The organism is Staphylococcus sp. HMSC059F04, assembly GCF_001812565.1.
GTDB lineage: Bacteria > Bacillota > Bacilli > Staphylococcales > Staphylococcaceae > Staphylococcus > Staphylococcus lugdunensis.
Genome location: NZ_KV809462.1, coordinates 419,421 through 434,154 on the forward strand (window position 1 = coordinate 419,421; position 14,734 = coordinate 434,154).

The 14,734-nt window shown below is 33.8% G+C and carries 12 protein-coding genes and 2 pseudogenes; 1 reads left to right on the top strand and 13 read right to left on the bottom strand.

From position 1 onward, the window contains the following. Nucleotides 1–82: 82 nt before the first annotated feature. The 3 genes from HMPREF2864_RS02505 to HMPREF2864_RS02515 all read right to left on the bottom strand — a co-directional run bounded on the left by HMPREF2864_RS02505 (nucleotide 83) and on the right by HMPREF2864_RS02515 (nucleotide 3,632). On the bottom strand, nucleotides 83–949 hold the full coding sequence (locus HMPREF2864_RS02505) for a 2-oxoacid:ferredoxin oxidoreductase subunit beta (protein ID WP_002459254.1): 867 nt from the start codon (nucleotides 947–949) through the stop codon (nucleotides 83–85). Continuing rightward, on the bottom strand, nucleotides 950–2,710 hold the full coding sequence (locus HMPREF2864_RS02510) for a 2-oxoacid:acceptor oxidoreductase subunit alpha (protein WP_002459255.1): 1,761 nt from the start codon (nucleotides 2,708–2,710) through the stop codon (nucleotides 950–952). It abuts the gene before it with no gap. Nucleotides 2,711–2,843: 133 nt separating this feature from the next. Next, nucleotides 2,844–3,632, bottom strand: a complete 789-nt coding sequence (locus HMPREF2864_RS02515) for a TIGR00282 family metallophosphoesterase (RefSeq protein WP_002459256.1) — start codon at nucleotides 3,630–3,632, stop codon at nucleotides 2,844–2,846. Between the two features lie 155 nt (nucleotides 3,633–3,787). Between HMPREF2864_RS02515 and HMPREF2864_RS02520 the strand changes: the two genes are divergently transcribed. Then, nucleotides 3,788–4,006, top strand: coding sequence for a hypothetical protein (locus HMPREF2864_RS02520; RefSeq protein WP_002459257.1), 219 nt, complete (start codon nucleotides 3,788–3,790; stop codon nucleotides 4,004–4,006). 356 nt (nucleotides 4,007–4,362) lie between these two features. Here the strand turns inward: HMPREF2864_RS02520 and rny are convergent, their stop codons facing one another. From rny to HMPREF2864_RS02570, 10 genes and pseudogenes are all read right to left on the bottom strand, one after another. Next, complete coding sequence (gene rny / locus HMPREF2864_RS02525; protein ID WP_002478266.1) at nucleotides 4,363–5,922, bottom strand: ribonuclease Y; 1,560 nt, start codon at nucleotides 5,920–5,922, stop codon at nucleotides 4,363–4,365. 268 nt (nucleotides 5,923–6,190) lie between these two features. Further along, nucleotides 6,191–7,236, bottom strand: a pseudogene (recA, locus tag HMPREF2864_RS02530) (recombinase RecA). Nucleotides 7,237–7,409: 173 nt separating this feature from the next. Beyond that, nucleotides 7,410–8,552 (bottom strand): annotated as a pseudogene (locus HMPREF2864_RS02535) (CinA family nicotinamide mononucleotide deamidase-related protein). Nucleotides 8,553–8,722: 170 nt separating this feature from the next. Continuing rightward, complete coding sequence (gene pgsA, locus HMPREF2864_RS02540) at nucleotides 8,723–9,298, bottom strand: CDP-diacylglycerol--glycerol-3-phosphate 3-phosphatidyltransferase (RefSeq protein WP_002459261.1); 576 nt, start codon at nucleotides 9,296–9,298, stop codon at nucleotides 8,723–8,725. Nucleotides 9,299–9,319: 21 nt separating this feature from the next. Further along, nucleotides 9,320–9,712: a helix-turn-helix domain-containing protein gene (locus HMPREF2864_RS02545; protein WP_002459262.1), complete on the bottom strand. Its 393-nt coding sequence runs from the start codon at nucleotides 9,710–9,712 to the stop codon at nucleotides 9,320–9,322. Between the two features lie 21 nt (nucleotides 9,713–9,733). Then, the gene (locus tag HMPREF2864_RS02550) at nucleotides 9,734–10,567 is read right to left on the bottom strand and encodes a YmfK family protein (protein ID WP_002459263.1); all 834 of its coding nucleotides are present in this window, start codon (nucleotides 10,565–10,567) and stop codon (nucleotides 9,734–9,736) included. Nucleotides 10,568–10,664: 97 nt separating this feature from the next. Next, nucleotides 10,665–11,369, bottom strand: a complete 705-nt coding sequence (gene ymfI, locus HMPREF2864_RS02555) for an elongation factor P 5-aminopentanone reductase (protein ID WP_002459264.1) — start codon at nucleotides 11,367–11,369, stop codon at nucleotides 10,665–10,667. Then, nucleotides 11,366–12,658, bottom strand: coding sequence for an EF-P 5-aminopentanol modification-associated protein YfmH (gene yfmH / locus HMPREF2864_RS02560; protein ID WP_062077575.1), 1,293 nt, complete (start codon nucleotides 12,656–12,658; stop codon nucleotides 11,366–11,368). The genes ymfI and yfmH overlap by 4 nt, the downstream gene beginning before the upstream one ends. After that, complete coding sequence (gene yfmF, locus HMPREF2864_RS02565; RefSeq protein ID WP_070544873.1) at nucleotides 12,651–13,919, bottom strand: EF-P 5-aminopentanol modification-associated protein YfmF; 1,269 nt, start codon at nucleotides 13,917–13,919, stop codon at nucleotides 12,651–12,653. The genes yfmH and yfmF overlap by 8 nt, the downstream gene beginning before the upstream one ends. 78 nt (nucleotides 13,920–13,997) lie before the next feature. Then, the gene (locus HMPREF2864_RS02570) at nucleotides 13,998–14,732 is read right to left on the bottom strand and encodes a GntR family transcriptional regulator (RefSeq protein ID WP_002459267.1); all 735 of its coding nucleotides are present in this window, start codon (nucleotides 14,730–14,732) and stop codon (nucleotides 13,998–14,000) included. Nucleotides 14,733–14,734 lie beyond the last annotated feature (2 nt).

Below are 14,734 nucleotides of genomic sequence, written 5' to 3' on the forward strand. Positions count from 1 at the left end.
AAAAATTGGGAAAATAATATTACCTTATTGTTCAGGATTACTTATACCCTAGAAACTTAATGGCCTTGCCTTTTATAAACTACTATACAAATTGCTCTGTTAAAGTGTTAAATACTTCTTCCGGTAACTGCAAATCTCTTTTAGCCAATGGCGTATCTTCTAACTCTACGATTTGCGACTCATAAGACGGAGTTGAAGTATCTTGATACACTATTCCTTTTACTAAAGATTCATGTTCAATGACTGTTTTCATAGCTAATTGCTTATCCGATGTATCATAATCAGTGATATCTTCTATATTTGTCAAATGTTCTTTAAACCAATCATATGTGTTCACTTTATTATATGTTACGCAAGGTGAGAAAACATTTACAAATGAAAATCCATCATGATTAATTGCATCTTCAATCATTTTTGTTAAAGCTTTAATATCGCTGGAAAATCCTTGAGCGACGAAGGTTGCACCTGAAGATAGCGCTAACTCTAATGGCGCAACATTTTTTTCTATATTGCCTTTAGGTGTTGATTTCGTAACAAAACCAACAGCTGAAGAAGGTGAAGTTTGTCCTTTTGTTAAGCCATAAATTTGATTGTCCATAACGATATAAGTCAAATTCATATTTCTTCTTAATGCGTGAATCGTATGCCCCATACCTATCGCATAGCCATCTCCATCCCCACCTGATGCAATAACAGTTAAATCTTTATTTGCCATTTTTACACCTTGAGCTAAAGGTAATGCTCTACCATGAATAGCATGAACACCATAAGAATTTACATAACCCGATAAACGTCCGGAACAGCCTATACCTGTAATTATGGCTACTTCTTCTGGCTCTAATCCTACATTGGCAGCAGCTTTTTGAATGGCTGCTTGTACTGAGAAATCACCACAACCTGGGCACCAATTTGGTTTGACGCTATTTCTAAAATCTTTAAATGTAGCCAATTAGACCAACTCCTTTAATTCTTTTACAATTTTAAGTCCTTGTTCCTCAATTTCATGTGGTAAAAATGGCGTACCATCATATTTTGTCTGCTGTACTAATTTATCTTGAATCTGCGTATTCATTTTAATAATACTTGCGAGTTGTCCTTGATAATTATGTTCTGCAACAATTACCTTTTTAGCTTTATTGATGGCGTCTTGGATGATTTCTTTAGGAAATGGATGTAATTGGCGAATCTGCATTGTATTAACTTTTATTCCTGCATCTTTTAATCGTGATGTACCTTCTTGAATGGCACCTTTACTTGAGATAAAACCAATGTATAATATATCTGCTTCATCATACGTTTCGTTTGACTCTACAGGATTTTCAATTCGTAGCTGTTCTGTTTTTCTCATTCTTTTATCCATTTGTTCGCATCGATTCATCGCAGCTTCACTTGGTTTACCCTGTTGATTATGCTCTACGCCAGTTACATGATGAATACCACCTTTTACACCAGGTATTGGTCTTGGGGATATACCACTATCTGTTATCGCATAGCGTTTAAAGTATTCCTTATCTCCCTCTTCTCTCTCAATATCAGTTTGGATAATCTCACCACGATTGATTTCAATTTTATTATAGTCTAATGCTTTCACTGTCTGTTTACCTAGAGACAACTGCAAATCACTTAAGACAATAACTGGACATTGATAAATTTCGGCTAAATTAAAAGCTTCAATAGTTAAATAAAATGCATCTTCTGCATCAGTTGGCGCAAGAACAATCTTTGGTATATCACCATGAGTTCCGTATATCATTTGCATAAGATCAGATTGTTCTTGTTTAGTTGGCAAGCCTGTTGAAGGTCCCCCACGCTGCGTATTTACAATAACTAATGGTGTTTCTGTCATACCAGAAAGACCGATTGCTTCCATCATTAAAGATAATCCGGGCCCAGAACTTGCAGTAAATGCTCTTACACCAGCATAATTTGCACCAATAGCCATTGTGGCAGCTGCGATTTCATCTTCAGTCTGTACAACAGCCCCTCCTGCTTTTGGCAAATTAGCAATCATATATTCCATAATTTCAGATGCAGGTGTAATCGGATATGCTGCCATAAATCTTGAGCCTGCTGAAATTGCACCCAGCCCTATAGCATCATTCCCAATCATATATAAATGCGGCGCACTATCCGTTGCTACTAATTCAAAATCTCCTTGAATTTGATCTAATTGCTCTTGCATCAATTGGTATCCTTGATACAATGCAGTTATATTCATATCGACAACTTTGTCGCCTTTTTTCATAAACATATTTCGAATTAAATCTTCGAAAGTTTGTGTATTTAAGTTCATTAAAGCACATGTTGCTCCGACAGCTACCATATTTTTCATTAATGCAGTACCTAACTCTTTTGCAGTTGCAGTTAATGGTAAATCAATGAGTTGTGCTTTACAGTTTTCAGGCTTTTCTGGTTTTGCTTTAGTATCAGCAATAATAATACTATCTGATCTCATTTCGTGATGATTTAATTCGATAGTTTCTTGGTCAAATGCAACAAGGATATCTAAATCATCACTAATAGCATGAACAGGTGTTAATGATACTCTTATTTTATTATTTGTATGACCGCCTTTTATTCGACTCGAAAAGTGTCTATACCCATATAAATAGTATCCTTTTCTGTTCATTGCAGTTGCAAAGATTTCACCTGTAGATTCTATACCTTCACCTTGTTGTCCGCCCACTTTCCACGATAATTGTGGTTTCATATCATAAGCCTCCTGTGGAATTAATTCATCTTAAATAATAACAAAAAGAACCACCGTATTACTATGTCAACAGTGGTAATTTCATAAACTCATACTTATGGACGATAGTCTTCATATCGTTCTTAGGAACTTGTTAAAATGGATGATCTTGATTAATTAGTATCCTTTCAATATGTGATGTTTTTCCTTCTCTATCAAGATCAATCAGCACACCTGACAACACACTGCGTCCATCATCAGGGACAACATGACGTTGCGGTAAACTTGTAATAAATCGCTCAATAACTTCTGTCTTGTTGATACCTAGAATACCATCATAAAAACCAGTCATACCAACGTCTGTAATATATCCCGTGCCTTGGGGTAAAATACGTTCATCTGCTGTTTGTATATGTGTATGTGTACCAACAACAGCACTCACCCGTCCATCTAAATACCAGCCCATTGCATTTTTTTCAGATGTTGTTTCCGCATGAAAATCAACGAATATATATGGTGTTTGTTGTTTAGCCTCATTTATAAGTTCATCTGCTTTTTTAAAAGGATCATCAATAACTGGCATAAAAGAACGTCCTTGTAGATTAATTATAGCTAATTTAATATCATTAATTTGGATAAATCTCATACCCACGCCAGGTGCTTCACTAGGAAAGTTTGCTGGTCGCACCATTCTTTTCGCTTCATCGATAAAATCATATATTTCCCGTTGACCATAGGTATGATTTCCCATTGTAATAAAATCAACGCCGTCTCTTAGCAATTGCTTATATATTTTTTCGGTTAGACCTTTACCGTGTGCAGCATTTTCCGCATTGACAATCGTTATTGTTGGCCTATGTGATTGCTTTATTTTAGGTAGGTATTCTGCTATTGCTTTTCTACCAATTTTCCCTACGATATCTCCTATAAAAAGTATTCTCATGAATTGTTCATCCTTTCATAAATAATTTTAAGTCAAAATCAAAAAGAATTAAAGCAGATTAACTATTTTTATTTTGTTTTAAAGTGCATTTCTTTTTCAGTAAAGAAACCTATGTTAAGATGAATTTATAAAATAATAGGAGTTGTATATATTACATGTCAATTAACATTGATCCAGAAAGATTTGCAGAATTGGTTTTAACAGCAAACCCAGCAAAATCTGAAGATGCTGAAGATATCGCAAAAGAATGTTTAGAGTTATATATTAATGCTTATCGCTTAGCAGAAAGATATTCTAACGTTGCAACAAACTGCTATGACACTGCTGAAGTCATTTCAGAGATGAACAAAGCGGATTTACAATTGAAGCATTAACATACCACACCTATTAACGACAACAATTTGCATATTAATGAATAAACATATAAACATTTAAATTATTAATACAGGTTGCCACCAAAAGTTGAATGAAAATTCTAACTTTTGGTGGCACTTTATATTTCAAATAAATATATTTTTATGATGCCTTACTTTAAGTTCTTAATAAGATGATCAATTATGCATAAACATTAACCTAACTTATTATTTAATGTTGAACTAATCATTTTTATTTGAAACAATAATGAAGTAAGTTGTGCCTTATAATTAAAAATAACACCTAAAAAAACAAACCTAATATTTTACAACATTAGGTTTGTCGACATTTAAGAAACAGGCACGAAAGGCCTGTTTTATTTAGCATATTCAACTGCTCTGGTCTCACGAACAACTGTCACTTTAATATGACCAGGATATTGAAGTTCTTCTTCGATTTGGTTTTTAATATCTCGTGCAAGGCGATATGATTTTAAATCATCAATTTCATCCGGAGAAACGATTACTCTTATTTCTCGTCCGGCTTGAATAGCAAATGCTTTTTCAACGCCATCGTAACCTTCAGATAATGTTTCTAAGCGCTCTAATCTTCGGATATAATTCTCTAAAGTCTCTTTACGTGCACCTGGTCGTGCAGCGGATAAAGCATCTGCTGCCGCGACTAAAATTGATATGATAGAAGTGGGTTCCACGTCACCATGATGAGAATGAATAGCATTTATTACCGTATCATTTTCGCCGTATTTTTTAGCAAGTTCTACACCAATTTCAACGTGACTACCTTCAACTTCATGGTCTATTGCTTTACCAACATCATGGAGCAAGCCAGCTCTTTTGGCTAAACTTACATCCTCACCTAATTCAGCAGCAAGCATACCTGATAAATGCGCAACTTCAATCGAATGTTTCAACACATTTTGACCGTAGCTTGTTCGATAATTTAAGCGACCTAAAATTTTCACTAATTCAGGATGCATATTATGAATATTCATTTCAAAGGTAGCTTGTTCTCCCGCATCTCGAATGATTTCGTCAACTTCTTTTCTTGCTTTGTCAACCATATCTTCAATTCTACCAGGATGGATTCTACCGTCTGATACTAAATTGACTAATGCTGTTCTTGCAATTTCACGTCTAATTGGATCAAAACCAGATAAAATAACTGCTTCTGGTGTATCATCAATTATCAAATCGATACCTGTTAATGTTTCTAATGTTCGAATATTTCTACCTTCTCTACCAATAATACGACCTTTCATTTCGTCGTTTGGTAAATTAACAACTGATACTGTTGATTCTGTTGTATGATCTGCTGCTAATCTTTGGACAGTTGTAGCTAATAATTCTTTGGCAGTTTTATCGACTTTTTCTTTAGCTTCTGCTTCTTTTTCTTTAACAAGTACTGCAATATCTTGTGACAGTTCTTCTTCAACTCTCTGAAGTTGTTCTCTAACAGCTTCTTCTTGAGTAAGACCGGAGATGCGTTCTAATTCTTGTTCATGCTTCATTATTAATGATTGAACACTACTCTCTTTTGCATCTACTTGTTGTTGTCTTTCTTCAAGTTTAGATTCTTTTTGTTCTAAAATCTCATCTTTTTTGTCTAATAGATCAGATTTTCGATCTAAATTTTCCTCTTTTTGAAGAAGTCGGGCTTCTTGTTTTTGAAGCTCACCACGTCTTTCACGTAATTCTGATTCAGTTTGTTCTCTTAAGATTTGGTTTTCTTCTTTTGCTTCAAGTAACTTTTCTTTTTTGATATTTTCAGCTTCTTTGTTTCCTTGCCTAATAATATCATCAGCGGTTTGTCTTGCTTGTAATTGTTTTTGATGCAACAAATTTCGGGCTACGAAATACCCTACAACAACTCCTAGAATAATCCCAAGCAAAATGAGTAGGAGGGCTAATAAATTCACACAAACACCTCCTTTTTCTAGGGCTATGTTCTGTATATCAAAATCGATATGATTTTATGAAATTTATAATAATCATACAAACTAATTGTACTTTTTTAGTTGTGTGAGTGTCAAGGTAAGAAGCCTATTAATCATTGTAATTCTATTAAAAATAGTGTATAAAAATACCTTGATGGCCATAAAACCAACAAGGTATTTTAAAAGTTATATATTTAATTATTTTGTAGTTAATTAACTATGCGTTAAATCATATCACTCAAACTTGATATCATTCTTCATCAAATAGAGATTCTGGTGCTTTAGCTTCTTTTTCTTCAACATCACCATCAAAAATACCTAATTTTTCTCTTAGTTTACGATCAATATCATCTCTTACTTCTGGATTTTCTTTTAGATAAGTTTTGACATTTTCTTTACCTTGGCCCATTCTATCTCCATTGTATGAGTACCAAGCACCTGATTTATCAACAATATCATGTTCAACACCTAAATCAATGAGTTCTCCCTCTTTAGAGATTCCTTGACCATACATAATATCTACTTCTGCAACTTTAAATGGCGGCGCAACTTTATTTTTAACAACTTTGATTTTCGTTCTATTACCAACGATGTCTTGACCTTGCTTTAATTGTTCTGCACGACGAACTTCTAAACGTACTGAACTATAAAATTTAAGTGCACGGCCACCAGGTGTTGTTTCAGGATTACCAAACATTACGCCAACCTTTTCACGAATTTGATTGATGAAAATGGCTGTCGTATTTGATTTAGAAATTGCACCTGAAAGCTTACGTAATGCTTGAGACATCAAGCGGGCTTGTAAACCTACATGCGTATCTCCCATTTCTCCTTCAATTTCAGCTTTAGGTGTTAAAGCTGCAACTGAGTCCACAACTACAATATCAACAGCTCCACTACGTACAAAGGCTTCAGCGATTTCTAAACCTTGTTCACCATGATCTGGTTGAGAAAGATATAAGTTATCAATATCTACACCTAAAGCAGCTGCATATTCAGGATCTAGCGCATGCTCAGCATCAATAAAAGCTGCAATACCACCATTTTTTGAACTTCGGCAATTGCATGTAATGCAACGGTCGTTTTACCTGAACTTTCAGGACCATATATTTCTATAATTCTTCCTTTAGGATATCCACCAACTCCTAAAGCATTATCTAATGTCACTGATCCAGTAGATACACTAGATACGCGACGGCCTTTATTATCCCCTAATTTCATTACGGCACCTTTACCGAATGATTTTTCCATATTTTTAATTACAGTATCTAGCGCTTTTTGACGATCATTATCCAAAACGAGACCTCCTAATAGGATTATTTTCCTGTTTATTGTCTTATCATTACTATACAATCATTTCATATAAAATACAAGAGATTTACGAATATTTGTTCGCTATATTTACGGTAAACTTATATTAATTTCATGTTAAAACTAAAAATATACGAACATAAGTTCAAAAAATGATACTATCTTAACCAATTAAGTAATGTTATCAAAGCATAATTTTGACTTCTGCGTCTTAGAATATTTCGTGTTTGTGGCATTTTAAACATTTTAGCTTTAAATGCTTGATCTGTTAATAAACCTATATAGACTTTCTCATCTTCATTCAATAATGCAATTCCCATTTTACTATGGTATGTCTCTTTTATATATAATGCTGCCTGTTGCAGCTTGTCATGAATATTTGATGTGTTGCTCAAAAATATTTCTGAATCTGGCAACATTCCTACTAACTTTTGTTTTTCATCTACATCTTTTAAGCGATGATATAATGCACCATTGGTCACACCATCATAAATTGCGTATGAATCAGTTAACTTTTGACTCACGGCTTCTTCTATAAGAATATCATCAGAACCGTAATAATATTCACCAATTCTAGCTAATATCTCATCTTTCACAGGTGCTATTAAATCGTGACAATCTTCTTTAGTATCCGCATTAGCTGTTAAGCGTATATATACCTCATCAGTACCCGCTAATGGTGCAATAGTCGGATTTTCTTGTACATCAATTAAATCCATTAACAACGTTTCAACTTTTGATTCCCCTATACCAGCAAAACGGAGTTGTTCTGAAAAAATGATATGTTCGCCATCTAATAAATACGGTAATAACTTATTTTTAGCCATTGGACGCATTTCACGCGGTGGTCCTGGAAGTAGGACTATTTTTTTATTACCTTCTGTTATTAACATGCCAGGTGCCATACCATAATCATTTGCTAATACAGTTTAACCTTCTATCACTAAAGCTTGTTGCTTATTATTGGGGGTCATTGTTTGCCCTTGAGCATTAAAATAGTCTTGAATAAAGTTAAGTGCCACATCATCTATAACCAGTTGCCGTCCTAAAATATCTGCAACAACCTGTTTGGTTAAATCGTCTTTTGTTGGTCCTAACCCGCCAGTTAATACGATAGTATCAAATCGTGTTAATCCTTGTGATATAGCATGCGCCAATCGTTCTGGATTATCACCAACAACTGTATGTTCTACTACACTTTTTCCAATACTATTAAATAATTTTGACAAATATTGACCATTGGTATTTGCTATTTGACCTAATAGCAGTTCTGAACCAACCGCTATAATTGATATATTCATAAATTAAAAGCTCCTATTCAATAAAAAATTATCACTTTATGTGTCAAAAACTTGTGCCAATTATTAACTTACAATAAAAACGACCAAGTGTCCTAATAAAAAGTTTATACTTATGAATCACGTCATTTATTATGCGTGTATAAACTTCAGAACATCTTGGTCAGAAATAGCTATTGTTTAAAAACAGCTCTACCTTTATAAAAATATTCAAGGCCAGATAATATTGTAAATAAGACACCGATGTATAGCAATGTTTGTCCTATTGAGAATCCAATCACGTTAACGAACAGATCGCCAAATAGTAGCCAAATAATTGCAACCATCGTTACAGCAGTTTTAATTTTACCTAATTGACCTGCTGCACTTACAAATCCTTGTTCGATTTGTAATAATCGTAGTCCTGTCACAGCAAATTCACGTGCTATAATAATAATCGCTACAACAGAATTAGTTATTCCTAATTCTACCATTACAATCAAGGCGCTTGATACGAGTAATTTATCAGCTAAAGGATCTAAAAATTTCCCCATATTCGTAACCAATTCCCATTTACGCGCCAAATATCCATCAACAAAGTCGCTCAGTGAAGCAACTATAAATACTATCGCACTAATCAACTGCTCAATGCGTATATCGTAGCCTCCTAAAACGGATACCGTACCGAATCCAAAATCTACAAGAGCAAAAAGGATAAATACGGGGATGAGGATAACTCTAAAAACTGTAATCTGGTTAGGTATGTTCATTAAAAAGCCTCATTTCTATATTTAAAAAATTAATACTGCAATAATCCATAGTATAACAGATATGATACTTAGTGAGACGATGATTATACTCAATTGAATAGGTTCTTTATAAGAAACGTGTTGGGTTGGTGGTTCAATACTTTGAAACTGTGTGATTAAATCATCTAGTTGGCTTTGACTATTGGGAATTTCTTCTCTATGTGCAGATACTAATTGGTTATCATCAATATTTACAGTTTTAGCATACTTACGAATAAAACCTTCTGCATAATCTTTTTTAGCCAATAATTCATAATTATTATTCTCAATATGCTGTAATGTTTGACGTTTAATTTGCGTTCGTGACTCTAGTTCAGCTAATGTCATTCCTAAACGTTCTCTTCTATGTTTTAATATTTCACCAACTGTTTTCACTTGATATAGCCTCCAACTTTATTATTCAAAGAAACCAAATCCACCACCAAATGGATCACCAAAATCCAAGTTGTTCTTGCTTTGTACCTTTTGAGTCTGAGCTTTCATATGCTCATATTCAATTTTTTGAAGTTTATTTTCCCGCAATTCTATAATATAGTCAAAATCATCCATAGTATATTCTGATGTTTCTACAAATAAATCGGGATGTTCTACAACCTTAATAGATGGTAATGTCATCACTTCACGCACAAGCTCTTGATGCTTTTGATTGGTTTCTCTACCTGTTACTGCACCATCGATGATATAAACATGATTTGACTCATATTCCCCTTTAATAAGTGAACTTCTAACTGTTTGCTTAATAAGTGTTGAACTAATAAATAACCATCGTTTATGAGCACAAACACTACCTGCAACAATTGACTCGGTCTTGCCAACACGAGGCATTCCTCTTATACCAATAAGCTTATGCCCCTCTTCTTTAAACAATTCAGCCAAAAAATCCACCAACAGTCCTAAATCTTCTCGTTCAAAACGAAAGGTTTTCTTATCATCTGCATCTTGCTCAATGTATCTACCGTGTCTTACAGCTAACCTATCTCGCAATTCAGGAAGTCTTAGTTTGGTTATTTCAATATCATTAACCTCTGAAATAATGTTTTCAAAACGTTTTACTTTTTCGAGGCTATCGGTTTTGATTAACAAGCCTCTCTTGCCTTGATCCACACCATTAATCGTAACAATGCTGATGCCGAGCATACCGAGAAGGCTTGATACATCTCCTAGCAAACCTGGACGATTTAACGTAATCCTATACTCAAGATACCATTCTTTCTTTTCAATTATGGCCATCAGTCATCCCCCTTGTAGATAACATCAATTTATTAAAGCTATTATAACACTTCAAATGATTACATGAATATAAGAAAATAAACAACAAAATATCTTATTAAATATACCAACCGCCGTTAATTTTTTGCACTGTTCCAGTGATACTACGTGCTAAAGGATGGCATAAATATGAACAGGTATGTGCAATTTCAGCCGGTGTCACAAGTCGCTGTTGTGGAATGTTCTGTAAAATTTCTGCTAAATCATCCTCAGACCAGATATCGCTCATTCGCCCTGAAACTATACCGGGCGCAATAGCATTAACGGTCACCGTCGTCAAAGCCAATTCTTGACTCAATGCTTTAACAAAACTTATTTGTGCACCTTTCATCGCCGAATAAATTGTTTCCATACTTGCGCCAGTCTCACCCCAAATAGAAGAGATAACAATCACTCTTCCATGTTGACTTTGTCGTAATTTATCAATAAAAAAACGGCAACAACGCATCATTTGTTTAACATGAATATAATAACTCTTATCCATATCATCATCCGTCATATCTTGGAGCATACCGTATAGGGCTACGCCGCTACAATAGATAAGGCAATCCAGTTTATCAATGTGTCCAAATGTTTGCTCTAAATCGATATTTTGACTTAAATCTGCTTGAATAAAAGATACACTTTTACCATGATATTTTTCTCGCAAATCTTCGATATCGCTGCGATAATAATGCAAAATAACATCATAACCGTCAGATAATAAGCGCTCAACAATTGCCGTTCCAATACTTCCTGATCCGCCTAACACTAATGCCTTCATTGTGTCTCAATCTCCAAACGACTATCTACTTGTTGTTCAAGATTTAAATAAGCCATTGTCGTTTCATTAATACTTTCAAGTGTAATACGTTCAACAATATCTAGTAACTCAAAGACACTAACTCCCTCAAAATATAATTTAGTATACTGATTAGCTATATATTCAGGAGAGTTTAAACTAGAAATGTATTCGCCTATAAATTGTTTTTTTAGTAATTGGAACGTTGCATCATCTGTAAGCTGTCCACGATTTTGAGCTAACTCATTGAGTAATAATTCTTTTAATTTGTCAGGTTGTTGTGTTGCACTCGTAATAACTGAGAAACTATAGCTTGGCTCTAGCACAAACTGATAACCAAATGTTTCATCTATCAATGATTCATTAAGTAGCATTTGATAAAAATCTGTTTCCTCACCGAAAACTAATTCAAAAAATAATGTCATTTCTAGATCTTTTTGAACAAATTGTTGTGGTGACAAATCACCTGGCGTATTTTTAAAACCAAGCATAATTCGTGGAGACTGCAATTTCATACATTCACGCACATTAGCATCTTTAACATATGACGGTTCATCCACTAAAGATCGTTCTATCGTAGGTTGATAGACTTTGTCTCGTTTCGCTTCATGCTTTTCAACAATTTGGCATATTTCTTCCGGATTAACGTCTCCAACAACAAACAACACCATATTGGAAGGATGATAAAACGTTTCATAACAGCGATATAAATCATCTTTTGTAATATGGTAGATACTTTCGACACTTCCAGCAATATCCACCCTGATTGGATGGTGATGGTACATAGCTCTTAGTGTATTAAACATTAATTTATAACCTGGTTGTTCTTGATACATTTTGATTTCTTCTGCTATGATTCCTTTTTCTTTTTCAACAGTTTCTTCCGAAAAATAAGGCTGTTCAACCATGGACAATAAACGAATAATATTGGCTTCAATTTGATCAGTTGCACTAAACAAATAACTTGTACGATCAAAACTAGTAAATGCATTTGCTTGAGCACTGTCTTGAGCAAATGATGTAAATAAGTCTTCGCCTTGCTCTTTTTCAAATAATTTATGTTCTAAAAAATGGGCTACGCCATCTGGTACAGTTACAAAATCATCTTGACCAAATGGTTTGAATTTACTATCAAGGGAACCAAATTGCGTCGTATATGTAACAAATGTTTTTTGAAATCCTTTTTTAGGAATGATAAATAAACGCAATCCATTGTCTAGTTCTTTTTCATAAACACGCTCATCAATAAGTTCATAATAATGTTCATTCATTTATGTCATCTCCTTTTGTTAAGACATAAATTGTATCTAATTGAGCTTGGTTTACTAATTCGATTATGTCTTCTTTGGTTACTTTATTTATAGCATCAATATATTGTTCGTTACTTTGAGGATAATCAAGTAGTAATTGATTATGCATTATTTCGATAATACTTTTTGGTCTATCCATCGATTCATAGCGCTGGGATGCAATAACCTTTTTGGCTAAAGCTAATTTTTCTTCGCTAAAGTTTCCATTTTTAAACTTATCAAATTCATCTAAAATAGTTTGCTTAGCAACTTGGTATTTATCGACTGAAACACCACTTAACACAAATAAATAACCATTTTTACCATCGATTTGTGAATGAATAGAATATGCTAAACTTTGTTTTTCACGCACTTCACTAAATAAAACCGAAGATGGATCTCCACCAAACATCATATTAAAAACAACAAATGTGTAATAATTTGCGTTTCCATAAATAGCAGGGAAACGATAACCTAAATTCAATTTAGCTTGATCAACCACATCATAGTCTTTGATATCTTGAACTTGGATTTCATTTGCTAAGTCTAGATTTTCGTCAACTTTTTCAAGTGTAATGGAAGGCATAGGGAACTTTTGTTCAATCATTTTTGTAACATGTGCTTCATCTACATTTCCTACAATATAAACGGAAGATGTATCATTAGTAATCATAGCTTGATATGTATTGTATAGACTCGTTGGCGTAACCTGATCTATTTGTTCTAACTGGCCTGTTGCTAAAAAACGATAGGCTTCATTTTTAAACATATGTTTCATCAAATTTAAAAATGCAAACTGTGATTTATTGTCAACCATGGATTCTAATTTCTTAGTAAGTAATGTTTTTTCTTGTGTTACATATGTATTATGAAAAGCTTTATCATGAATAAGTGGATTCCAAATCACTTCGTAAAGTAAGTCTAACCCTTTTTCAAGGAGTGGTGTCGTATCCTTTAAATAACGTTCATTAACAATCTCCAATGAAATACTTACTACATGTTGATTCTTATATTTGGATACAGAACTATTGATGTAAGCACCATATAAACCTGCTAAATGTTGATTGAAAGCCTTGTCTGTAGGGAAGTGTTGTGTAGCCCTGGTTAAAACTTTGCTGAGCACTGATCTTTGTGTAATCGTCTCATAATTTAATGGGGTCATAAACTTAAAAGTTATAGTCGTTGTTTTGAACTTTTCTGTGGAAAATATATGAATATTATTCTGTTTTTCTTTCTCTGTCATATTCTTTCGCCTCTCTTTCAAAGTTGTCTTTCTACTACCATTTATAAAGCTTATTAATTACAACTAATAAAAACAACCTTAAAATGTATCGCTATTCTCGCCTTTGCATCTAGTTATTTTAAATTTAACTAAGCTGCTTTTTAAATAATTTAAAGAATAAAGAATGGGCTGCTGATTTTCGTCATAATGCGTAACCTTTAACATCATTAAGCTTTCGTGGGGAGAAGCATTTAATACTTCTGAAATATGTGGCTCATAGCTAATAGCCTCAACCTCTGTTTCGGCATATTCAATACTTAAACCCGTGTTATCTTCTATTGCCTTCAACATTGAACCACTGCGCGATTGATACTCTGTACAGGTCAAATGATGGTTTGCTATTTTGTCTAAACAATAAACGACAGGCACTTGATTTGCTGTGCGTATACGTTCTATTACAGTAATCAATTCTTGATCTTGTATACCTAACTTTTCTGCATCTAAAATACTCGCTGGCTGCTGTTCTAAACTTAAATATTCTGTCCCTGATTGATATCCAGCACATGTTATCATTTCACTGATGCTAAATAATTTATTTAGCGGATAGTAAAAAGGGTGAAGTGCTTTCACACTTGGCCCTTCTTCAAAGTTATCCGTTAATACCTGCTCTGTGATAAGTTCACCAATAGCATCATAAACATCATCTGTTTTCACATGAAGTTCACGTGCAATTGCTAAATTGCTAGGAAGTTTGTCACCAGGTAGATATTTATTTGAATGTATTTGATTTAAAATATATTCTTTCACTTTAAAAATAGCGGTCAATTCTGCCATGA

What these genes read in the sequence shown, in the direction of transcription:
- yfmF (WP_070544873.1), bottom strand. Translation starts at nt 13,919, where the DNA reads ATGACAGAGAAAGAAAAACAGAATAATATTCATATATTTTCCACAGAA.
- pgsA (WP_002459261.1), bottom strand. Translation starts at nt 9,298, where the DNA reads ATGAACATACCTAACCAGATTACAGTTTTTAGAGTTATCCTCATCCCC.
- yfmH (WP_062077575.1), bottom strand. Translation starts at nt 12,658, where the DNA reads ATGAATGAACATTATTATGAACTTATTGATGAGCGTGTTTATGAAAAA.
- HMPREF2864_RS02520 (WP_002459257.1), top strand. Translation starts at nt 3,788, where the DNA reads ATGTCAATTAACATTGATCCAGAAAGATTTGCAGAATTGGTTTTAACA.
- HMPREF2864_RS02510 (WP_002459255.1), bottom strand. Translation starts at nt 2,710, where the DNA reads ATGAAACCACAATTATCGTGGAAAGTGGGCGGACAACAAGGTGAAGGT.
- HMPREF2864_RS02570 (WP_002459267.1), bottom strand. Translation starts at nt 14,732, where the DNA reads ATGGCAGAATTGACCGCTATTTTTAAAGTGAAAGAATATATTTTAAAT.
- HMPREF2864_RS02550 (WP_002459263.1), bottom strand. Translation starts at nt 10,567, where the DNA reads ATGGCCATAATTGAAAAGAAAGAATGGTATCTTGAGTATAGGATTACG.
- ymfI (WP_002459264.1), bottom strand. Translation starts at nt 11,369, where the DNA reads ATGAAGGCATTAGTGTTAGGCGGATCAGGAAGTATTGGAACGGCAATT.
- HMPREF2864_RS02515 (WP_002459256.1), bottom strand. Translation starts at nt 3,632, where the DNA reads ATGAGAATACTTTTTATAGGAGATATCGTAGGGAAAATTGGTAGAAAA.